Below are 21128 nucleotides of genomic sequence, written 5' to 3'. Positions count from 1 at the left end.
CGGCGGCAAATCGATCGGCGGCCATAATAGGGGATCGGCCGGGATTTTCCAACGCCGCAGGGCAGGCGGCAAAAGGGCGCGGCAGCCCCTGGCCGCCGCGCCCTTCCTTGAAAGATAGCCCGGGATCAGAACTCTTCCCAGTTCTCCTGCACGGCTGCGGCCGCCTGGCGTCCGCTGAAGGCGCGGGCGACGCTGCCCATCATCCGCCGCGCGGGCGAAGCGGCCGGCCGGGCATCCGCCGCGGCGACCGCGACGGCCGGGCGGGCGGCGGCCTCGCCGGTGCGGAAGCGGGCGACGAGGTCGGCAAGGCCGTCGGCCTCGTTCTTCAGCTTGTGGGTGACGGCCGAGGTCTCCTCGACCATCGCGGCGTTGTGCTGCGTCACCTGGTCCATCTGGTTGATCGCGGTGGAGACCTCCTGCAGGCCGGTCGACTGCTCGCGGGCGGCCGTCGCGATCGAATGGATGTGGTCGTTGATCTTCAGCACGCGGCTTTCGATGTCGGAGAGCGCCGAGCCCGTCGCCTGGACGTACTTGACGCCGACGGCCACCTCGTCGCTCGACTTGGTGATGAGGCCCTTGATGTCCTTGGCCGCACTCGCCGCGCGCTGGGCGAGCTCGCGGACTTCCTGGGCGACGACGGCGAAGCCCTTGCCGGCATCGCCGGCGCGGGCCGCCTCGACGCCCGCGTTGAGCGCCAGGAGGTTGGTCTGGAAGGCGATCTCGTCGATGACGTTGATGATCTGGGTGATCTCGTTCGAGGCCTGCTCGATGCGGCCCATGGCGTCGACGGCGTTGCGCACGACGTCGCCGGACTGCTTGGCGCTCTGCGTCGCCTCGCCCACCATGACGGTCGCCTCCTGGGCGCGCTCCGTCGAGTTCTTGACGGCGGCGGTGATCTCCTCCAGCGCGGCGGAGGTCTCCTCCAGCGCGGCCGCCTGCTGCTCGGTGCGCTTGGAAAGGTCGTCGGAGGCGGTGCGCAGCTCGCCGGAGCCGGCGTTCAGCGAGTCGGTGGAGGCGCGCACCTCGCGCATCGTGCGCTGGAGGGTGGCGAGCGTGGCGTTGACGTTCTGCTGCAGCTCGGCGAAGGCGCCGCGGAAGCTGCCGTTCATGGTCTGCGTCAGGTCGCCCTCGGCGAGCGCGCCGATGACGCGGCGGGTCTCGGCGATGCCGTCCTCGACGCCGCTCACCAGCGCGTTCACGCTTTCGGCGAAGCGGTTCAGGTCGTCGTTGCCGTAGTCCTTGTCGATGCGGGCGCTGAAGTCGCCGTCGGCGGCCGCGTGCACCACGGTGGCGATCGAGGACTGCAGGTCGGCGCTCTTCTCGCGCAGCGCCTGCTCCTGGGCGTTGAGGTCGCGCACCGTCAGCGCGTTCTGGCGGAAGACGGCGACGGCGGCGGCCATCTCGCCGATCTCGTCCTTGCGGCCGGCATAGGGCACTTCCGTGTCGAGGTCGCCGCCGGCGAGCCGGTTCATCGTCTCCGTCACGTTCTGGATCGGACGGCTCAACTGGTTCGTGGCGATGTAGAAGGCCGTGCCGCCGCCGATGACGATGCCGACGCCGACGGTGCCGAGCACCAGCGTGAGCATGAAGGTCTCGAAGGAGGCGATCTCCGCCTTGATCGCGTCGAGGTTCTCGCGGTCCGTCTGGACGACGGCGTCGATCTCCTGCTGGAAGGCCTTGCGGTTGGCGCGGTTGCCCTCGTTGTTGCCCTGCTCGTTGGCCGCGGCGATCGACACCTCGGTGCCGAGGCGGACCGTCTCCATGCGGAAGGTGCGGAACTCGGCGGCGCGGGCGACGACCGCGTCGAAGGCGGCCATCTGCGCGGCGGGAACCAGCGGGCGCCACTGCGCGAGCGTCTCGTCGATGCCGTCCAGTTCCCTGGCGATGCCCTCGCCGAACTTCTTGGCGCCCTCGGCGTCCTTCGAGGCGTAGATGCCGCGCGCCTCCATCACCACCGCCGTGACCTGGCGGTTGAGATGCTCGCCGAGGAAGGCGCGGTCGGCGGCGTTCTCGTACTGGCGGAGCTTCTTGTTGTATTCCGAGACGACATGCAGCGCGATGCCGCCGATGAGCATCGAGATGAGGCTCATAACGCCCACGATGAGATAGATCTTGCCGCGTATCTTCACGTCACAACTCCAAAATCCGGAAACGGGGTCGGCGGGATGACCAGTGCATCCCAAGCATTCCGTCGGATTGTGACAGTGAAAAGTTAATTAGAGTTTTAATATTTGTCAGGAGTCGGGCGGGCAGGCGCTTCGTCTGCTCAGGAAAACAGCAGATATTGCTTCACGTTACGGAAGGCAGCCCGTGTCGTTGCCGGACCGGCGGGCGAAGCGGCGTTAACCTTCGTGACGGCGGCGCGCGATTGACTCTCCACCGCCTTTGCCCTTATAAGCCGCGCACGTCCGGAAAGCCCGCTTCCCGTAAGCGCGAAGCTGTGCCGGGCGGTAACGCTCCTTGCTGAAACGCAAACCCAAGAAGGGCCGCACACCGCGGTATTAAATAAATGTCGAAGCGTACCTACCAACCCTCCAAGCTCGTGCGCAAGCGTCGCCACGGCTTCCGCGCCCGCATGGCGACCAAGGGCGGCCGCAAGGTCCTGTCCGCCCGTCGTGCACGCGGCCGCGCCCGCCTCTCGGCCTAAGGGCCGTGCCCGCCCGAACGGAGACGACGGGCAATGGCGAAAACTGCTAGAAAACCCGCTGTCGGACGGCTGAAAAGCCGTCCGCAGTTTCTTTTCGTGCGCGAGGGCGAACGGCGCAAGGGACCGCTGTTCCTCCTCGAGGTGCGCGACAGGCAGGCACCCGACGAGCCGCCCCGCGTCGGCTTCACCGTGACCAAGAAACACGGCAATGCCGTGGAGCGCAACCGCATGCGCCGCCGCCTCAAGGAGGCCGTGCGGCTTTCGGCCGGATTTGCAATGCAGCCCGGACACGACTATGTGGTTGTCGCCAGGCGGGACGTGCTCACCGCGCCCTTTAAAGCCCTGCAAGCCGGTCTCAAGGACAGGATCGCGCCGAGGCAGAAACAGAAGCAGCGGCAGGACCCCGCCGCGCCCGGGAAAGAGTGATGGAAAACAACCGTAATTACTTCGTGGCGATCGCACTGTCGGTGCTGATCCTCGTCGCCTGGCAGTTTCTCTACGTGAACCCGAAGATCGAGGCCGACCGCGCCGCGCTCGAAGCCCAGCAGGCCGTCCAGGCCGAGCAGAACAAGGCTGCGGGCGGCACGGCGACGACCACGACCGAGACCGGCGCGAGCGGCACGCTGCCGGCCGGCGCCACGCCCGGCAGCACGACGGAAAGCCGCGAAGCGGCGCTCGGCGGCTCGCAGCGCGTCGAGATCGACACGCCCTCGCTTTCCGGCTCCATCAACCTCGCCGGCGCCCGCCTCGACGACCTCAAGCTCAAGGACTTCCACCAGACGGTGGACAAGTCGAGCCCGATCATCACGCTTCTCAGCCCCGCGGAGACCGAGCACGGCTACTTCGCCGAACTCGGCTATGTCGGCAGCGAGGCGACCGGCCAGGTGCCCGGCCCACAGACCGTCTGGACCCACGAGGGCAGCGGCAAGCTGACGGCGACGACGCCGGTGAAGCTTTCCTTCGTCAACGACAAGGGCCTCACCTTCACCCGCACGATCTCGGTCGACGAGCACTACATGTTCCAGGTGGTCGACGCCATCGAGAACCGGTCGGAAGCGCCCGTCTCGCTCTCGCCCTACGGCCGCGTCACGCGCTTCTTCAAGCCCACCGATCCGTCGGTCTACGTGCTGCACGAAGGCTTCATCGGGGTGCTCGGCGAGCTCGGCCTGCACGAGGTCAAGTATTCCGAGACCGAGGACGAGACGACCGTCGCGCCCGGCAAGGCGACGGGCGGCTGGCTCGGCATCACCGACAAGTACTGGGCGGCCGCGCTTGTGCCCCCGCAGGGCACGCCCTACGAGACGCGCTTCTCGCACTTTACCGACGGGCGCGCGCGCTACCAGGCCGACTATCGCCAGGACGCCGTCACCGTCGCGCCCGGCCAGACGCTGGAGCTCAAGAACCTCGTCTTCGGCGGCGCCAAGGAGGTGCCGATCATCGACCAGTACGAGGCGTCCTATTCCATCCCGCGCTTCGACCTGATGATCGACTGGGGCTGGTTCTGGTTCTTCACCAAGCCGATGTTCCAGCTCATGGACTTCTTCTACCGCTATTTCGGCAATTTCGGCATCGCCATCCTGATCACCACGATCGTCGTCAAGGCGCTGTTCTTCCCGCTCGCCAACAAGCAGTACGCGTCGATGGCGAACATGAAGAAGATCCAGCCGAAGATGGAGGAGCTGAAGGCCAAGCACGGCGACGACCGCATGGCGCTGCAGCAGGCGATGATGCAGCTCTACAAGGAGGAGAAGATCAACCCGCTCGCGGGCTGCTGGCCGATCCTCCTGCAGATCCCGGTGTTCTTCGCGCTCTACAAGGTCATCTACGTCACCATCGAGATGCGGCACGCACCGTTCTTCGGCTGGATCCAGGACCTTTCGGCACCGGATCCGACGTCGCTCTTCAACCTGTTCGGCCTGCTTCCCTACGACGTGCCGCATTTCCTCATGATCGGCGTGTGGCCGATCGTCATGGGCATCACGATGTTCCTGCAGATGCGCATGAACCCGACGCCGCCGGATCCGACCCAGGCGATGATCTTCACCTGGATGCCGCTGATCTTCACCTTCATGCTGGCGGCCTTCCCGGCGGGCCTCGTCATCTACTGGGCCTGGAACAACCTGCTCTCGATCATCCAGCAGGGGATCATCATGAAGCGCCACGGCGTGAAGATCGAGCTCTTCGACAATCTCAAGGGATTGTTCCGGAAGAAGGCCGGATCGGCCTGACGATGGCGAAGGCGCTATGACGGAACCGGACGACAAGCCTCTGTTCGCCACGCCGTGGATCTTCATCCGCGGCGTGCCGGCCATGAAGTTCCTGCCCCCGGAAGGTCCGCCCGAGGTCGCCTTCGCCGGTCGCTCGAACGTCGGCAAGTCCTCGCTCATCAACGCGCTCGTCGGCCACAAGGGTCTGGCGCGCACCTCGAACACGCCGGGCCGCACGCAGGAGCTCAACTACTTCGTGCCGGACGGCCATTCGGGGGCGGCCGACGACCTGCCGCCGATGGCGCTGGTCGACATGCCGGGCTACGGCTATGCCCAGGCGCCGAAGGAACAGGTCGATGCCTGGACGAAGCTCGTCTTCGACTACCTGCGCGGCCGCTCGACGCTGAAGCGCGTCTATGTCCTCATCGACAGCCGCCACGGCATCAAGAAGAACGACGAGGAGGTCTTCGCGCTCCTCGACAAGGCGGCCGTCTCCTACCAGGTCGTGCTGACCAAGACGGACAAGATCAAGGAGGCCGGCGTGCCGCGGCTCGTCGAGGAGACGCTGCAGAAGATCGCCAAGCGCCCGGCCGCCTTTCCGGACGTGATCGCCACCTCCTCGGAAAAGGGCAAGGGGCTGGACGCGCTGCGGGACGCCATCCTCACCGCCATCCGCCGCTGACGGCCTGCGTCAGTCGACGCGCACGCTGCCCGAGGCGGGCGCCGGGGCGGCCGTGTCCGGCACCGGCAACCTCGCCGTGACGGCGAGGGCGACCACGACGGCGAGCAGGGCGAGCGCCAGCGCGCGCCAGAAGACGAGCGAATTCCACAGGCCGCCCGAGACCGTTCCGGCGAACCGGACGTCGCAGGGCGTGGCGGTGACGCGCAGACGCCGGGCGACGGCGGGATAGGCCGGATGATCCTCGTCGAAATCCGCAAGATTCCTCTCCCAGCGGCTGACCACGGCGGCAAAGCGGCGGTCCCGCGCCAGCCGGCGCTCCACCCTGCGGCGATCCTCCGCCGAAAGCGCGCCGAGCACATATTCCCCGGCGATCACCTCGTCGCGGCGCGGGTCGCTCATGTCCTTGTCGAAGGCCGTCATCGGCGCTGCATTCTCCGGGTTCCAGCGAACCGGCATCATAGGCCGCATCGGCGCGCCTTGCCACCATCTTCGCACGCGGTTCCTCGCCTCTTTTTGCCGGGACGCGTCATTCCATCGTCGTCGGACATGCGCTAAAGAGACCGGCACCAGATCGACGAGGCCGCCCATGTCCCTTTCCGAAAGCGAAACCCAAGCCCGCCTTCTCGCCCAGGCGCTGCCCTACATGCAGCGCTACGAGAACAAGACCATCGTGGTGAAATACGGCGGCCATGCCATGGGCAATCCGGAACTCGGCAAGGCCTTCGCCAGCGACATCGCGCTCCTCAAGCAGTCCGGCGTCAACCCCGTCGTGGTGCACGGCGGCGGCCCGCAGATCGGCGCCATGCTCAAGAAGATGGGCATCGAATCGAAGTTCGAGGGAGGCTTGCGCGTCACCGACGAGAAGACCGTCGAGATCGTCGAGATGGTGCTCGCCGGCTCGATCAACAAGGAGATCGTCGCGCTCATCAACCAGACCGGCGAATGGGCGATCGGGCTCTGCGGCAAGGACGGCAACATGGTCTTCGCCGAGAAGGCCAGGAAGACCGTGGTCGACCCGGACAGCAACATCGAGCGTATCCTCGACCTCGGCTTCGTCGGCAAGGTGGTCGAGGTCGACCGCACGCTGATCGACCTGCTCGCCCGCTCGGAGATGATCCCGGTGATCGCGCCGGTGGCGCCCGGCCGCGACGGCCACACCTACAACATCAACGCCGACACCTTCGCCGGCGCCATCGCCGGCGCGCTCAACGCCACGCGCCTGCTCTTCCTCACCGACGTGCCGGGCGTGCTCGACCGCAACGGCCAGCTCATCAAGGAGCTGTCGGTCGCCGAGGCCCGCGCGCTCATCAAGGACGGCACGATTTCCGGCGGCATGATCCCGAAGGTCGAGACCTGCATCGAGGCGATCCAGGCGGGCGTGCAGGGCGTCGTCATCCTCAACGGCAAGACCGCCCATTCCGTGCTGCTCGAGCTCTTCACGGAGCATGGCGCCGGCACCCTGATCATCCCCTGATCCGGGCCTTGATCTTGGGTCCTGGTCAGGTCATCAGCAGCGCCAGCACGCCGATGACGATCAGCGTGCAGCCGGCGATCTCCAGCCGGTTGACGCGCTCCTTGAAGACGAGGACGGCGGAGGCGAAGGTGAAGAGCATCTCCACCTGCGCCAGCGCCTTGACGACCGCCGCCTGCTGCAGCGTCATCGCCATGAACCAGCCGAAGGAGGCCGTGGCGCCGACGAAGCCGACGAGGAGCGCCGGCCGCCAGGCGCTCGCGATGCGGGCAAGCTCGCCCCGCTCTCTCATGACGAGCCAGCCGAGCATCAGCAGCGTCTGCAGCACGATGACGAAGACCAGCGTGTAGCTCGCTTGGATCATGTAGTCGGGTGCGGGCAGGCTCGGGGCGAGCGCCAGCGAGGCCGAGCGGTAGGCGACGGCGGAGATGCCGAAGCAGGTGCCGGAGAGAAGCCCGATCCCGGCCGTCCGCGTGAACACCGATAGGAACAGCGAGCGCACGGAGACGACGCTGCGCGCGACCGAGATCACCATGACGCCCGCGACCGAGATGGCGATCGCGACAAGCGTTCCGGCAGACGCCTTCTCGCCGAGGAAGACGAGCGCGAAGAGCGCCGCCTGCGCCGGCTCGGTGCGCGAATAGGCGGTGCCGACCGCGAAATTGCGGAACGAGAACAGGTGCACCAGCAGGAAGGTCGCGGCGATCTGCGCGATGCCGCCGACGACGGCCCAGGCGAAGAAGCGCGCGTCCGGCACCGGCATCGGCCGGGCGAGCACGACGGCGAGGAGCGCCATGTAGAGGAGCGCGAAGGGCACGCCGAAGCCGAAGCGCACGAAGGTCGCGCCCGTCGTGCCCATCCGTCCCTTCAGGTGTTTCTGCATGGCGGAGCGGACGTTCTGCAGGAAGGCCGCCGCGACGGTGATGAGGACCCAGGTTTCCATGGCCCGCCGCTAGCACGGGGTTCACGCGAAATCCATCGGGCGCGGAAAATTCCGTTCCCCTCGCCGCACGCGCGTGCGATAAGACGGCCCATGACGAACCTGCCGACCAAGACCGATTTCTCCCACGTGCGCGACTGGGTCTTCGACCTGGACAACACGCTCTATCCCCACCACGTCGACCTCTTCGCGCAGATCGACCGGAACATGACGGCCTATGTCTCCGCGCTGCTGGACCTTTCCCGCGAGGAGGCCCGCGCGCTGCAGAAGCGCTACTACCACGATCACGGCACGACGCTGAAAGGGCTGATGATCCATCACGGCATCGACCCGCTGGACTTCCTGGAGAAGGCGCACGCCATCGACTACGGCGTGCTCTCGCCGGACCCGGACCTCGGCGAGGCGATCCGCGCGCTGCCGGGGCGCAAGTTCATCTTCACCAACGGCAGCGTGAAGCATGCCGAGATGGCGGCGCGCGCGCTCGGCATCTTCGATCATTTCGACGACGTCTTCGACATCGTCGCGGCGGAATACGTGCCGAAGCCGGCCGGCGCCACCTACGACAAGTTCATGGCGCTGCACCGGGTCGACACGCTCCACGCCGTGATGTTCGAGGACCTGCCGCGCAACCTTCTCGTGCCGAAAGCGCTCGGCATGAAGACCGTGCTTCTCACGCCCCGCGACGCCGGACACGAATTCGCCGACGCCTGGGAGAAGCACTCGCAAGAGGACATCCATATCGACTACACCACGTCCGACCTGACGGCCTTCCTCAACGCGCTGCGCTAGCCGGACACATTCCGGACACGGAAAAAACCCTTTCCCGTCAAAAGGTTGAATTACGAATTTGTAACTGGTGCCGACAGCCTTTCCGCCTATCCTGCCCCTCAGGGACGACGATGGACGAAAGGAAACGACCATGGCAGCAAAAGACCTTCTTCTCGGCGCGGTTGCCGCCGGCCTTCTGCTTTCCGGCTACAGTGCCCCGGCCTTCGCGGCGAAGGGCGGACACGAGGCCCGCGGCGCGCGGATGATCGAGCGCCTCGACGGCGACAAGGACGGCAAGGTCTCGCTCGACGAGTTCAAGGCGCACGTCGCCGCCACCTTCAAGGTGTTCGACGCCGACGGCGACGGCCAGGTGACCAAGGCCGAGATCGAGGCCCGCCGCGACGCCTTCAAGGAGGCCCGCAAGGCCCTCCGCACGGCGGCCGCAGCCGACAAGGACAAGGCACGCGAGGCGCTGCGCGCCGCCGGGCCGTTCATGCTGCCGGGTGCCGGCCGCACGTTCGAACGCGCCGATGCCGACGGCAACGGCTCGCTCTCCGAGGCCGAGGTGCTCGCCTCGGCGGAACGGATCTTCGAACGCCGCGACCGCAGCGGCGACGGCGCGCTCGACCGGGCGGACGCCGGCCCGCGCAAGGGCAAGGGCCGCCGCGGCGAGCAGCACGCCGCCCGCATGCTGAAGCGCCTCGACGCCGACGGCGACGGCAAGGTCTCGCAGGACGAGTTCCTGCGGCGCGCCTCGGATGCCTTCCAGCGCGTCGACGCGGACGGCAACGGCGAGGTCACCCGGGCCGAGGTCGATGCGAAGCGCGAAGCCTTCCGCGATGCCCGCAAGGCGTTCCGCGAGGTCAAGGCGACCGGCGGCGAAGCGCGGCAGGAAGCGCGCCGCGCCCTGCGCGAGGCGCGGCCCGGGCCGATGGCCGGGCGGCTCTTCTCCCGCGCGGACGCCGACGGCAACGGCACGCTCACGAAGGCCGAGATGGAGACGGCCGCGGCGGCGATGTTCAAGCAGCGCGACCGCAACGGCGACGGCTTCATCGCCGCCGACGAGATCGGCCGGCGCCACAGGTAAGCCCCGACGCCCCGGCCATGGCCGGGGCGTTTCCGCCTCAACCGTTGGCGACGGCGGCGGCCTGCTCGGCCTCGAGCCGCTCGTAGAAGCGGACGATGATGTCCCAGGCCTCGTCGGCCGTCTCGACGAATTGCAGGAGGTCGACGTCGGCGGGCGCGATCGTGCCGAAGGCGGCGAGCGCGTCGAGATCGATGATCCGGCGCCAGAATTCCCGCCCGAACAGGATGAGCGGCACCAGCGCCATGCGCCCCGTCTGCATCAGCGTCACCGTCTCGAACAGCTCGTCCAGCGTGCCGAAGCCGCCCGGGAACACCGTCACCGCCTTGGCGCGCAGCAGGAAATGCATCTTGCGGATGGCGAAATAGTGGAAGTTGAAGCTGAGCTCCGGCGTCACGTAGGCGTTCGGCGCCTGCTCGTGCGGCAGCACGATGTTGAGGCCGATCGACGGCGCGCCGACTTCCGCCGCCCCGCGGTTGCCGGCCTCCATGACGCCCGGGCCGCCGCCGGTGACGACGACATATTCCTTGTAGCCGAGCTCCGCCGAGCGCTCCGAACACAGCCGGGCGAACTTGCGCGCCTCGTCGTAATAGACCGAGGCGGCCTCCAGGTTGGCGCGCTGCGTCTCGTTGCGCGCGGCCCAGGCCTCCATGCCGGGCGCCGGAATGCGCGCGCCGCCGAACATCACCACGGTCGAGCGGATACCGCGCTCGGCGAGCATCATCTCCACCTTCAGGAGTTCGAGCTGCAGGCGCACCGGCCGCAGTTCCTCGCGGCAGAGGAAATCCTCGTCGACATAGGCGAGCCGGTAGGCGGGGTTTGCCGATTGGGGCGTCTGCGGGGTGGCGAGCGCGCGGCGCCGGTCCTGTGCGCTGTCGGCCAACGTATCCCAGACGCCGTCCTTGCGGCGGAGATTCTTCTTCTTCAGTCTTGCCATCGTCCTGTCCTGCTCTTGCGACTTATGTCCCCGAGGGGGCTTCATCTTTCCGGGCACTTGCTCTAGAGCATCCTGCGATCGGGTGGAATCACCCGATCGCAGATAAGATGCTCTAACTTCAAAGTGCTAGAGCGGCCTTTGCGCGTCCGTGAGGACGCGCGGCGCCCTAGAGCAATCCGCAGTTCGATGAAATCGATCTTCCGGTATCCCGACAATCGAAAATAAGCCTCGAAGTTTAAGGAATTCCGATGAGCACGACTGATCTCGCCGCCCTTTCCGCCACCATCGAGCGCGCCTTCGAGGATCGCGACGGCGTCAACACGTCCACGCGCGGCGAGGTCCGCGAGGCGGTGGAGGCTGCGCTGAACCTGCTCGACAGCGGCAAGGCGCGCGTCGCCGAGCGCGGCGCGGACGGCGCCTGGACGGTGAACCAGTGGCTGAAGAAGGCCGTGCTCCTCTCCTTCCGCCTCAACCCGATGGAGATCGTCAAGGGCGGTCCCGGCGAGTCTGCCTGGTGGGACAAGGTGCCCTCGAAGTTCGACGGCTGGAGCGTCAACGAATTCGAGAAGGCGGGCTTCCGCGCCGTGCCGAACTGCGTCGTGCGCCGCTCGGCCTATATCGCGCCGGGCGCCATCCTGATGCCCTCCTTCGTCAATCTCGGCGCCTATGTCGGCGAGGGCACGATGGTCGACACCTGGGCGACGGTCGGCTCCTGCGCGCAGATCGGCAGGAACGTGCATCTGTCCGGCGGCGTCGGCATCGGCGGCGTGCTGGAGCCGATGCAGGCGGGCCCGACGATCATCGAGGACAACTGCTTCATCGGCGCCCGCTCGGAGGTGGTCGAGGGCTGCATCGTCCGCGAGGGCTCGGTGCTCGGCATGGGCGTCTTCATCGGCAAGTCGACGAAGATCGTCGACCGCGCCACCGGCGAGGTGACCTACGGCGAGGTGCCGCCCTATTCCGTCGTCGTCGCCGGCTCCATGCCGTCGGGCAGCCCGACCATGCCGAACGGCCTGCCTTCTCCGAACCTCTACTGCGCCGTCATCGTCAAGCGCGTGGACGAGAAGACCCGCGCCAAGACCGGCATCAACGAACTGCTCCGGGATTGAGGCATGGCGGCCGAAGACGGGCGCGGGCCGGGCCTCGGCTGGTTCTTCTTCGGCTGGTCCGGCCGGATCGGCCGGGCGCCCTATGCTCTCGGCTGGCTGTTCTGGCTGATGCTGCTGTCGGCGGCCCTCGCCCGCATCATGATCGTGCCCAACGACGACCCGTCCTTCCTGTTCTGGGCCTTCGTCTTCTTCGGCACGGCGATCGCCTCGACGGTCTCCACGATCATGATGACGGTCAAGCGGCTGCACGACATGGACCTGCCGGCGGCGCTCGTCATCTGTCTCTTCATCCCGGCGATCTCCTTCATCGCCCTCATCGCCTTCATGGTCTGGCCCGGCACCAAGGGCCCCAACGACCACGGCACGCTGCAGAACGGCCCCCGGGATCCCCCCGCAGGCCGTGGATGACAGGGCGGGGGCGATCGGCTAAGACTGCCGGAACCCTTCCTTCCAGTCCGCGAATCGCGACGCCATGACATCCACCGATCCGATCGCCAACCTCGCCACCCTCATCCGCTGCCCGTCCGTGACCCCCGCCGAGGGCGGCGCGCTGGCGGCGCTGGCGGCGATGCTGCAACCGCTCGGCTTTGCGGTCGAGCGCATGGTGGCGCGCGAGCCCGGAACGCCGGACATCGAGAACCTCTATGCCCGGCTCGGCACCGGCGGCCCGCACCTGATGTTCGCCGGGCACACGGACGTGGTGCCGGTCGGCGACGAGGCGGCCTGGACGCACGGCCCCTTCGCCGCCGAGATCGCCGATGGCCAGATGTTCGGCCGCGGCGCGGTGGACATGAAGGGCGGCATCGCCTGCTTCGTCGCCGCCGTCGCGCGCCACATCGGGAAACACGGGGCGCCGGACGGGTCGATCTCCTTCCTCATCACCGGCGACGAGGAGGGGCCGGCGGTCAACGGCACCGTGAAGCTCCTCGAATGGGCCGCCGCGCGCGGCGAGAAATGGGACGCCTGCCTCGTCGGCGAGCCGACCAATCCGGACGCGCTCGGCGACATGATCAAGATCGGCCGGCGCGGCTCCGTCTCCGGCACGGTCACCGTGCACGGCGTGCAGGGCCACGCCGCCTATCCGCACCTCGCCGACAATCCGGTGCGCGGCGTCATCGCGCTCGCCAGGGCGCTGATGCACCCGCCCTTCGACGCCGGCACCGCCGATTTCCAGCCCTCGAACCTGGAAGTCACGACGATCGACGTCGGCAACCGCGCCACCAACGTCATCCCGGCGAAGGCCAGCGCCGGCTTCAACATCCGCTTCAACGACGCCTGGAGCGCCGAGACGGTGATGGCCGAGATCGTCCGCCGGCTCGACGCCGCCGCGCGCGACGAGACGCTCCGACCCGGCCGTCCGCCGATCCGCTACCACATCGCCTGGGCCGAGCGGCCGAGCCACGTCTTCCTCACCCGCGACGACCGCCTGATCGCCTCGCTGTCGGGCGCGGTCGCCGCCGTGACAGGGCGGCAGCCGGCACTCTCCACGACCGGCGGCACCTCGGACGCGCGCTTCATCAAGGACTATTGCCCGGTGGTCGAGTTCGGCCTCGTCGGCCAGACGATGCACATGGTGGACGAGCGGGTGGCGCTCGCCGATCTCGGGACGCTGACCGACATCTACGAAACCTTCATCGCGCGCTGGTTCGGCGATGCCCGGTCTTGACGAGGTCCTCCACTATCTCAACGGCATCTGGCTGCTCCTGAGGCAGAAGCCGGAGGGGTTCGGCTGGCTCGACCTCAGCTTCCGGGGGCTGCTGCGTTCCTTCTGGGCCTTCGCCTGGTGCGTGCCGGCCTTCGCCGTCATCTGGGCCTCCTGGCGGCTCTACTACCTCGCCGGCATGCCCGAGGGCACCGCGGCGGGGATCGGCTTCATCGGCAAGCTGCTGGCCATCGACGTCGCCGGCTGGCTGCTGCCGCCCGTCATCCTCGCCGCGCTGGCCCGCCCGCTCGGCTACGGCCGGCAGCTTGCGACGGTGATCACGGCGAGCAACTGGATCGCCGTGCCCTTCGGCTACGCGGCGGCCGTCCCCTTCGCGCTGACGCTGCTCGTGCCGTCGAGCGGCCCCGTGGCGGGCCTCATGCTCTATGCCGTCTTCGGTGCGAGCGTCATCCTGCAATACCGGCTCGTCTGGATGTGCGTCGGCCGCCAGACACTGCTCGCCTCGGCGATGACGGCGATCTACGTGCTGCCGCCGATGATCGTCGGCCAGGAGTTGCAGCGCCTCCTCGGCACCATGCCGGCCTGACCCTTCAATAGTCGACGCCGACGAAATAGAGCCCGTCCGGCGGCGCGACCGGGCCGCAGGCGCGGCGGTCCTTCGCCTCCAGCGCCGCGCGCACGTCGCCCACGCTCCACTTGCCCTCGCCCGCAAGCTTCAGCGTTCCGGCGAAGGAGCGGATCTGGTTGTGCAGGAAACTCTGGGCGGAGACGCGGATCTCGATCCGTTCGCCCGAACGGGTGACGTCGAGCCGGTCGATGGTGCGCACGGGGCTGTTCGCCTGGCACTGGGCGGCGCGGAAGGTGGAGAAGTCGTGCTTGCCGACGAGCACCTGCCCGGCGGCGTGCATCACCTCGTGATCGAGCGGCTTCATCACCAGCCAGGCGCGCCTGGCCTCCAGCGCCAGCGGCGCGCGGCGCGAGATGATGCGATAGAGATAGTGACGCCGGACCGCCGAGAAGCGGGCGTCGAAATCGTCCGGCACCGCCGCCGCGTCGAGGATCGCCACGCGTTCGCCGGCGAGCGCCAGATGCGCGTTCAGCGCGTTGCGGAGCACGTGCTCCTTCCAGGGGCGCGACAGGTCCGCATGCGCCACCTGGCCGAGCGCGTGCACGCCGGAATCCGTCCGCCCCGCGCCGCGGATCGACACGGTCTCGCCGGTGAGCGAGAGGATCGCCGCCTCGATCGCACCCTGCACGGACGGCCCGTTGTCCTGCCGCTGCCAGCCGACATAGGGCATGCCGTCATATTCGATGGTGAGGCGGTAGCGCGGCATCAGGCGAGCGCCGTACCGGGCACGACCGGCGTGCCGCGCAGGAAATCGGCCGCGTCGAGCGGCTTGCCGCCGGCCTTCTGCAGGCGCACGAGCCGCACGGCCCGGCCGTCGCCGCAGGCGACCGCAAGCGGGTCGTCGACGACCGTGCCCGGCGCATGGCCCGGCGCCTCGCCGGCAAGCCGGCTTCCCAGCACCTTGACCCGTTCCCCCGCAAGCTCGAACCACGCGCCCGGGAAGGGCGAGAGCGCGCGGATATGGTCGTGCACGTTACGGGCGGGACGGGAGAAGTCGATGCGCGTCTCCGCCTTGTCGATCTTGGCGGCGTAGAGCACGCCCTCCTCCGCCTGCGGCGTCAGCGGCAGGTCGCCGGCTTCGAGCCGCGCCATCGCCTCGACCATCAGCGCGGCGCCGGCCGCCGAGAGCGCGCCGTGCAGCTCGCCGCCGGTCATGTCCCCGCCGATGGCGAGGCGCGCCGTCAGCGCGACCGGGCCGGTGTCGAGCCCCTTGTCCATCTTCATGACCATCATGCCCGTCTCGGCATCGCCCGCCATGATCGCCCGCTGGATCGGCGCCGCCCCCCGCCAGCGCGGCAGGAGCGAGGCATGGCCGTTGTACGCGCCGAGCCGCGTGCCCGTCAGGATCGCCTCGGGCAACAGCAGGCCGTAGGCGACGACCACCGCGACGTCCGCGTCGAGCGCCCGGAAGGCGGCGCGGTCGGCTTCGTCGCGGAAATCGGCCGGCGTGAACACCGGGATGCCGCGCCGTTCGGCCGCCCGGTGCACGGGCGACTTCACCAGTTCCAGCCCGCGCCGGCCGGCAGGCCGCGGCGGCTGCGAATAGACGGCGACGATGTCGTGGCCGGCTTCGGCGAGCGCCTCCAGCGTGGGAACGGAGAAGTCCGGCGTGCCCATGAAGATGATGCGAAGGGCCATGGTGAGCCTCCGTGGGCAATTCCGGCGAAGCGCAAGACGGTCTTGCGCCCGGAACTGCGTGGAAACAAAGCGTTCGTCAGATCGCCTTCGCGCCGCGCAGCCGCGCCGCCTTGGTGAACTTGCGGATCACCATCTCGCGCTTCAGCTTCGAGATATGGTCGATGAAGAGGACGCCGTTCAGGTGGTCGATCTCGTGCTGGAGACAGGTGGCGAGCAGGCCGTCGGCCTCGATGATCTGCTCCCTGCCCTCCCGGTCGAGGTGCCGCACGGTGACGGAGGCCGGGCGCTCCACCTCGGCATAGTAGTCGGGGATCGACAGGCAGCCTTCCTCGTAGACCGAGCGGTCGTTCGAGGAGGCGACGATCTCGGGATTGATGAAGACGCGCGGCGCCTTCTCCTCGCCGTCCTTGGCGACATCCAGCACCAGCATGCGGCGCGGCACGCCGACCTGGATCGCCGCAAGGCCGATGCCCGGCGCGTCGTACATCGTCTCCAGCATGTCGTCGGCGAGCTTCTTCACCTCGTCGTTCACGGTCTCGACGGGCTTCGAGACCTGACGCAGGAGCGGGTCGGGGAGGATGATCAGCGGCTTGATGGTCATGCGCCTCCTTAGCGCGGTTCGCCTGCGCTTTCAATCGACTTCCGGGGCCGGGACGCGCAGTTTGTTCACGATATGATCTGGTTTCCGCCGCAATTCATGCTAAGGTTTATAGATGGAGTTCGATCCTTCCCTTGAAAATACGCTTCTCGCCTTCGCCGACCGGCTGGGCGGCCCCGTCCCGGCGCTGATGCTGCTTGCGGCCGCCGCGGTCGTGCTCTTCGGCCTGATCGCCGCCCGCCGGAATGCTGCGCGGCAGCGCTTGGCGGCGGAAGCGGCCGGGCAGCGTTTCGCCGAGCTCCTGAAGGCGCAGACGGAGATGCAGGGGCGGCTCGCCGCCATGGCCGAGGTCTTCGGCAGCCGCCAGGCGGAGACGAACCAGGCGATCAACGCCCGCCTCGACGGCCTCACCCAGCGGCTCGGCCAGTCGATCTCCGAGCAGACGCGGGCGACGCACGAGAACCTGCGCCGCCTGCAGGAGCGGCTCGCCGTGATCGACAACGCCCAGACCAACATCCAGTCGCTGGCGAAGGACGTGGTCGGGCTGCAGGCCATCCTCTCCAACAAGCAGACCCGCGGCGCCTTCGGCCAGTCGCGCATGGAGACGATCGTCGCCGACGCCCTGCCGACCGGCGCCTACCAGTTCCAGCCGCAGCTCTCCAACGGGGTCAGGCCCGACTGCACGATCCGCATGCCGAACGGCCAGCCGCCGCTCGTCGTCGATGCGAAGTTCCCGCTGGAGGCCTGGAACGCCTTGGCGGCGGCGAAGACGCCGGAGGCCGCCAAGGCCGCGGGCCAGCAGTTCCGCCGCGACATGGAGACGCATGTGCGCGATATCGCCGAGAAGTACCTGATCGCCGGCGAGACGCAGGACACGGCCTTCCTCTTCGTTCCGTCCGAATCGATCTTCGCCGGCATCCACGAGCATTTCGAGGCGATCGTGCAGCGCGCGCAGCGCGCCCGCATCGTCATCGTCTCCCCCTCGCTGCTGATGCTCTCCGTGCAGGTCCTGCAGGCGCTCCTCAAGGACCAGCGGATGCGCGAGCAGGCCCATGTCATCCAGGGCGAGGTGGTGCGGCTGATGGATGACCTGACGCGGCTCGACGACCGGGTGCGAAAACTGCACGGTCATTTCACTGCCGCGCAGAGGGACGTGGACCAGATCCTGACCTCCACCGAGAAGCTCGCCAAGCGGGGCCTCAGGATCGGCGAGCTGGAATTCGAGGCGGCCGGAGCCGATCCCGACCGCGGGGAGGAGAGGGCCGTGGAGAGCCGGACCGGCCAGTTGCGCCTGAGGGTGGTTGACGAGGACTGACCGCCTCGGGCAGTGTCGCGGCTCAAACAGGGGAACGCGCCGCCATGATCACAGTTTTCGGCTCCATCAACATGGATCTCAACGCCATGACCGCCCGCCTGCCGAAGCCGAGCGAGACCGTCATGGGCAGCGCCTTTACGACGGCGGCCGGCGGCAAGGGCGCCAACCAGGCGCTGGCGGCGCGCCGGGCGGGATCGATCGTCCGCATGGCGGGTGCCGTCGGCGACGACGCCATGGCGAGCCAGGCGCTGGCGCTGCTCGCGGACGCGGCGGTGGACCTCTCGAACGTGCGCGTGGCGGCGGAGGCGACCGGCACCGCGCATATCCTCGTGGCGGAGGACGGGGAGAACATGATCGTCGTCGTGCCCGGCGCCAACGGCACCGTCACGGCGGAGGACGCGAGGAAGGCGATCGGCGCGATGTCGCGCGGCGACTACCTGCTGCTGCAGTTCGAGATCCCGGCCGACGCCGTCGAGGCCGCGCTGACGGGCGCGAAGGCCAAGGGCGTCCTCTCCATCGTCAACATCGCGCCGCTCACCGCCGATGCCCGCCGCCTCGGCGCGCTCGCCGACATCCTCGTCGCCAACGAGACGGAATTCGCGCTCTATTCGGGCAAGGACGACCAGACGGCCGCGGAGCGCGAGGAGACGATGCGGGCTCTGCATGCCGGGACCGGCCAGACGATCATCGTCACGCTCGGCGCCGACGGCGTCGTCGCCATCCGCCGCGGCGAGATCGTCCGCGCCCAGGGCCTGAAGATCGAGCCCGTCGACACGGTGGGCGCCGGCGACACGTTCTGCGGCTACCTCGCCGCCTCGCTCGACGGCGGCCTCGACTTCGCCCGCGCGCTGCGCCGGGCCGCGGTCGCCGGGTCGCTCGCCTGCCTCAAGCCGGGCGCGCAGCCCTCGATCCCCTTCGCGGCGGCCGTGGACGCCCAGGCCTAGCCGCGGCGGATCCCGAAAAGCCAGGCGGTTGCATATTAGTCGCCCTCGAAACTTGGCGTTTTATTAAGACTTGATCGGCTACTCAAATCACCGGACGTCGACCGCCGCGGCATCGAGGACGGTCCGTCTCGGCGCTGGTCCTGCGCCCGTCCTCCATGACGGAGTCCACCCCTACACCGAATGCGCTGTCTCGCGGCCTGCCTGCCGCGAACACCCCTTGCCGTGAGGATTTCATGTTCAGCTTCAAGGCCAAGTCGCTCGCGACGAAGCTCATCGCCGTCACCGGCGGCACGATCGCCCTGGTGATGCTCGCATCCAATGTCGTGCTCATTTCCCAGACCCAGGACCGGGTCGCCCATCTCGTCTACAGCGGGGCCGACACCGAGGCCAAGGCGATCGCGGCGGATATCACCGGCGATATCGGCCAGCTCGCCAGCGCGGCGCGCTCGATGGCGGGCGTCATCGAGCAGGCCCATGCCGGCGGGCACATGGATCGCCAGGAGGTCGTCAGCATCCTCAAGGCCAATGTCGAGAAGAACAGCTTCGCGCTCGGAAGCTGGTTCGCCGAGGAGCCGAACGCATTCGACGGCAGGTCCCGCGAGATGGCGGAAGACGTGCAGAACGGCACGCACAAGGACGGCTCGTTCAACGCCTACTGGACGAAGCGCAAGGACGGCATCGCGCTCTCGACGTTCGCCTCCGACTACGAGGCCGAGTGGTACGCGCTGGCCGCCAGGAGCGGCAAGGGCGCGATGAGCCAGCCTTACGTGGAAAGCTCGACGGGCGAGAACTTCACCATGGCGTCGATCGCCTATCCCGTCACGTCGGGGGCCAAGCGCATCGGCGTGGCCGGCGTCGACGTCTCCCTGAAGACGCTGTCCGACAAGCTGAACGCGCTGCATCCCTTCGAGACCGGCCGCGTCACGCTCCTGTCGCAGACCGGCAAGTGGCTCGTCGCCCCGAATGCCGACCTGCTGATGAAGGACTATGACGGCGAGGGCGTCGAGGTGATCCGCGAGGCGCTCGCGACCGGCAGGACCGGCCATATCGAGAACCTCAGCTTCGACGAGATGGCCGCCTTCGACCGCGTCGTCTACCCCTTCGCACTGCCCGACATCAACACGAGCTGGGTCATCCTCGTCGACGTGCCGCGCGCGGCGATCAACGCGCCGGTGATGGACCAGACCTACATGATGATCGCCGGCGGCCTCATCGTGCTCGGCGCCGTGCTCGCCGGTCTCTATCTCGCCCTGCGCAGCTTCGTGCAGAAGCCGCTCGCCGGCCTCGTCGCCGACGTCGCGACGCTTTCCAACGGCAATTACGGCCAGCCGATCTCCGGACAGAACCGCTCGGACGAGACGGGTGCCGTCGCCAAGGCGCTGGAGGGCTTCCGCCACCAGCTCGCCGACGCGAGGCGGCTCGAGGCCGAGGCCGACAGCCAGCGGCAGATGACGGAGGCCGAACGCAGCCGCTCCGAAAGCGAGCGCGCCCAGGCGGTTGCGCTCCAGCGCGACATCGTCGCCCGCCTCGGCGACGGCCTCTCCCAGCTTTCCGCCGGCAACCTCACCTTCCGCCTCGACGGCGATTTCCCGGGCGAATACGCCAAGCTCAAGACCGACTTCAACTCGGCGATCGCCAGCCTCGAGGAGACGATCCGCACGGTCAACCTCTCGATCGGCAACATCGGCAACGGCACCAGCGAGATCTCCAACGGCGCGGCCGATCTCTCGCACCGCACCGAGCAGCAGGCCGCCTCGCTGGAAGAGACCGCCGCCGCCCTCGACGAGCTGACCTCGCAGGTCAATTCGAGCGCCGAGAACGCCCGCACCGCCGCGCAGTCCGTCGCCACGGCCAGCACCGACGCGGAGCGCTCCGGCGAGGTCGTGCAGAAGGCGATCGCCGCCATGCACGGCATCGAGCAGTCCTCGACGGAGGTGAGCCGCATCATCGGCGTGATCGACGAGATCGCCTTCCAGACGAACCTGCTGGCGCTGAACGCCGGCGTCGAGGCCGCACGCGCCGGCGAGGCCGGCAAGGGCTTCGCCGTCGTCGCCCAGGAGGTGCGCGAGCTCGCCCAGCGCTCCGCCAATGCCGCCAAGGAGATCAAGACGCTGATCAACACCTCCGAGGTGCAGGTGCGCGAAGGGGTCGATCTCGTCGGCCGGGCCGGCGGCGCACTGGAGAAGATCGCCGAGCAGGTGATGCAGATCAACGGCCTCATCCGCCAGATCTCCAGCTCCGCCTCGGAGCAGGCCGTGGGGCTTCGCGAGATCAACGCGGCCGTCAACCAGATGGACCAGGTGACGCAGCAGAACGCCGCGATGGTTGAGGAGACGACCGCCGCCAGCATGGCGCTCAACGAGGAGGCGCAGGTGCTGAAGTCGCTCGTCGCCCGCTTCCGCGCCGGCGGCGGCACGCCGGCAGTCCAGCAGGCGGCGCAGCCCGCCGCGCGGCCGCAGCAGCGGCGCGCCCGCGCCGAGGCTCCGCGTGCCGCCGC

21 protein-coding genes are annotated in these 21128 nt (G+C 68.4%); 14 read left to right on the top strand and 7 right to left on the bottom strand.

All coding sequences use genetic code 11. From position 1 onward, the window contains the following. Nucleotides 1-125 precede the first annotated feature (125 nt). On the bottom strand, nucleotides 126-2129 hold the full coding sequence (locus NNZ72_RS14080; RefSeq protein WP_257315953.1) for a methyl-accepting chemotaxis protein: 2004 nt from the start codon (nucleotides 2127-2129) through the stop codon (nucleotides 126-128). 380 nt (nucleotides 2130-2509) lie between these two features. On the opposite strand from NNZ72_RS14080, the gene rpmH reads away from it, so the two are divergent. The 4 genes from rpmH to yihA are packed head-to-tail and all read left to right on the top strand — an operon-like array spanning nucleotide 2510 to nucleotide 5536. Beyond that, complete coding sequence (gene rpmH, locus NNZ72_RS14075) at nucleotides 2510-2647, top strand: 50S ribosomal protein L34 (protein WP_037405882.1); 138 nt, start codon at nucleotides 2510-2512, stop codon at nucleotides 2645-2647. Nucleotides 2648-2680: 33 nt separating this feature from the next. Next, nucleotides 2681-3073, top strand: a complete 393-nt coding sequence (gene rnpA, locus NNZ72_RS14070; RefSeq protein WP_257315952.1) for a ribonuclease P protein component — start codon at nucleotides 2681-2683, stop codon at nucleotides 3071-3073. Beyond that, nucleotides 3073-4875, top strand: a complete 1803-nt coding sequence (gene yidC, locus NNZ72_RS14065) for a membrane protein insertase YidC (RefSeq protein WP_257315951.1) — start codon at nucleotides 3073-3075, stop codon at nucleotides 4873-4875. Before rnpA ends, yidC begins: the two co-directional genes overlap by 1 nt. A 16-nt stretch (nucleotides 4876-4891) precedes the next feature. Further along, a complete protein-coding gene (gene yihA / locus NNZ72_RS14060) occupies nucleotides 4892-5536 on the top strand; it encodes a ribosome biogenesis GTP-binding protein YihA/YsxC (protein WP_257315950.1) in 645 nt (214 codons plus the stop codon). Nucleotides 5537-5545: 9 nt separating this feature from the next. Here yihA and NNZ72_RS14055 read toward each other — a convergent pair whose 3' ends face one another. After that, complete coding sequence (locus NNZ72_RS14055; protein WP_257315949.1) at nucleotides 5546-5956, bottom strand: hypothetical protein; 411 nt, start codon at nucleotides 5954-5956, stop codon at nucleotides 5546-5548. 166 nt (nucleotides 5957-6122) lie between these two features. Between NNZ72_RS14055 and argB the strand changes: the two genes are divergently transcribed. Next, complete coding sequence (argB, locus tag NNZ72_RS14050) at nucleotides 6123-7010, top strand: acetylglutamate kinase (protein WP_257315948.1); 888 nt, start codon at nucleotides 6123-6125, stop codon at nucleotides 7008-7010. A 25-nt stretch (nucleotides 7011-7035) separates the two neighbouring features. Here argB and NNZ72_RS14045 read toward each other — a convergent pair whose 3' ends face one another. Then, nucleotides 7036-7950, bottom strand: coding sequence for an EamA family transporter (locus tag NNZ72_RS14045; protein ID WP_257315947.1), 915 nt, complete (start codon nucleotides 7948-7950; stop codon nucleotides 7036-7038). A 90-nt stretch (nucleotides 7951-8040) separates the two neighbouring features. Here NNZ72_RS14045 and NNZ72_RS14040 point away from each other — a divergent pair, with 90 nt between their 5' ends. Both NNZ72_RS14040 and NNZ72_RS14035 read left to right on the top strand, forming a co-directional pair. Further along, nucleotides 8041-8736: a pyrimidine 5'-nucleotidase gene (locus NNZ72_RS14040; RefSeq protein ID WP_257315946.1), complete on the top strand. Its 696-nt coding sequence runs from the start codon at nucleotides 8041-8043 to the stop codon at nucleotides 8734-8736. 130 nt (nucleotides 8737-8866) lie between these two features. Beyond that, a complete protein-coding gene (locus tag NNZ72_RS14035; protein WP_257315945.1) occupies nucleotides 8867-9802 on the top strand; it encodes an EF-hand domain-containing protein in 936 nt (311 codons plus the stop codon). A 37-nt stretch (nucleotides 9803-9839) separates the two neighbouring features. On the opposite strand, the gene NNZ72_RS14030 is transcribed toward NNZ72_RS14035, so the two are convergent. Continuing rightward, nucleotides 9840-10736, bottom strand: coding sequence for an LOG family protein (locus tag NNZ72_RS14030; protein ID WP_257315944.1), 897 nt, complete (start codon nucleotides 10734-10736; stop codon nucleotides 9840-9842). Between the two features lie 248 nt (nucleotides 10737-10984). Here NNZ72_RS14030 and dapD point away from each other — a divergent pair, with 248 nt between their 5' ends. From dapD to NNZ72_RS14010, 4 genes are all read left to right on the top strand, one after another. Further along, a complete protein-coding gene (gene dapD, locus NNZ72_RS14025) occupies nucleotides 10985-11845 on the top strand; it encodes a 2,3,4,5-tetrahydropyridine-2,6-dicarboxylate N-succinyltransferase (protein ID WP_257315943.1) in 861 nt (286 codons plus the stop codon). Nucleotides 11846-11848: 3 nt separating this feature from the next. After that, nucleotides 11849-12253 (top strand): DUF805 domain-containing protein, encoded by a 405-nt coding sequence (locus NNZ72_RS14020; RefSeq protein WP_257315942.1) that lies wholly within the window; start codon nucleotides 11849-11851, stop codon nucleotides 12251-12253. Nucleotides 12254-12317: 64 nt separating this feature from the next. Then, nucleotides 12318-13511: a succinyl-diaminopimelate desuccinylase gene (gene dapE, locus NNZ72_RS14015; RefSeq protein WP_257315941.1), complete on the top strand. Its 1194-nt coding sequence runs from the start codon at nucleotides 12318-12320 to the stop codon at nucleotides 13509-13511. Continuing rightward, the gene (locus NNZ72_RS14010; protein WP_257315940.1) at nucleotides 13498-14094 is read left to right on the top strand and encodes a hypothetical protein; all 597 of its coding nucleotides are present in this window, start codon (nucleotides 13498-13500) and stop codon (nucleotides 14092-14094) included. The genes dapE and NNZ72_RS14010 overlap by 14 nt, the downstream gene beginning before the upstream one ends. A gap of 4 nt (nucleotides 14095-14098) precedes the next feature. Here the strand turns inward: NNZ72_RS14010 and truA are convergent, their stop codons facing one another. From truA to def, 3 genes are all read right to left on the bottom strand, one after another. Then, nucleotides 14099-14842 carry a tRNA pseudouridine(38-40) synthase TruA gene (gene truA / locus NNZ72_RS14005; protein WP_257315939.1) on the bottom strand — a complete coding sequence of 248 codons (744 nt, stop codon included), beginning with the start codon at nucleotides 14840-14842 and terminating at the stop codon, nucleotides 14099-14101. Next, on the bottom strand, nucleotides 14842-15774 hold the full coding sequence (gene fmt / locus NNZ72_RS14000; protein ID WP_257315938.1) for a methionyl-tRNA formyltransferase: 933 nt from the start codon (nucleotides 15772-15774) through the stop codon (nucleotides 14842-14844). The genes truA and fmt overlap by 1 nt, the downstream gene beginning before the upstream one ends. Nucleotides 15775-15850: 76 nt before the next feature. Next, complete coding sequence (def, locus tag NNZ72_RS13995) at nucleotides 15851-16375, bottom strand: peptide deformylase (protein WP_257315937.1); 525 nt, start codon at nucleotides 16373-16375, stop codon at nucleotides 15851-15853. Nucleotides 16376-16487: 112 nt separating this feature from the next. Here def and NNZ72_RS13990 point away from each other — a divergent pair, with 112 nt between their 5' ends. From NNZ72_RS13990 to NNZ72_RS13980, 3 genes are all read left to right on the top strand, one after another. Beyond that, on the top strand, nucleotides 16488-17687 hold the full coding sequence (locus NNZ72_RS13990) for a DNA recombination protein RmuC (RefSeq protein WP_371747758.1): 1200 nt from the start codon (nucleotides 16488-16490) through the stop codon (nucleotides 17685-17687). A 44-nt stretch (nucleotides 17688-17731) separates the two neighbouring features. Beyond that, nucleotides 17732-18631 carry a ribokinase gene (locus NNZ72_RS13985; RefSeq protein WP_257315936.1) on the top strand — a complete coding sequence of 300 codons (900 nt, stop codon included), beginning with the start codon at nucleotides 17732-17734 and terminating at the stop codon, nucleotides 18629-18631. 233 nt (nucleotides 18632-18864) lie between these two features. Next, nucleotides 18865-21128, top strand: a 2264-nt coding sequence (locus NNZ72_RS13980; protein ID WP_257315935.1) for a methyl-accepting chemotaxis protein, incomplete at its 3' end; no start/stop codon positions are given.

The organism is Shinella pollutisoli (assembly GCF_024609765.1).
Classification (GTDB): domain Bacteria; phylum Pseudomonadota; class Alphaproteobacteria; order Rhizobiales; family Rhizobiaceae; genus Shinella; species Shinella pollutisoli.
This window is presented reverse-complemented; position numbering and strand designations above follow the sequence as displayed.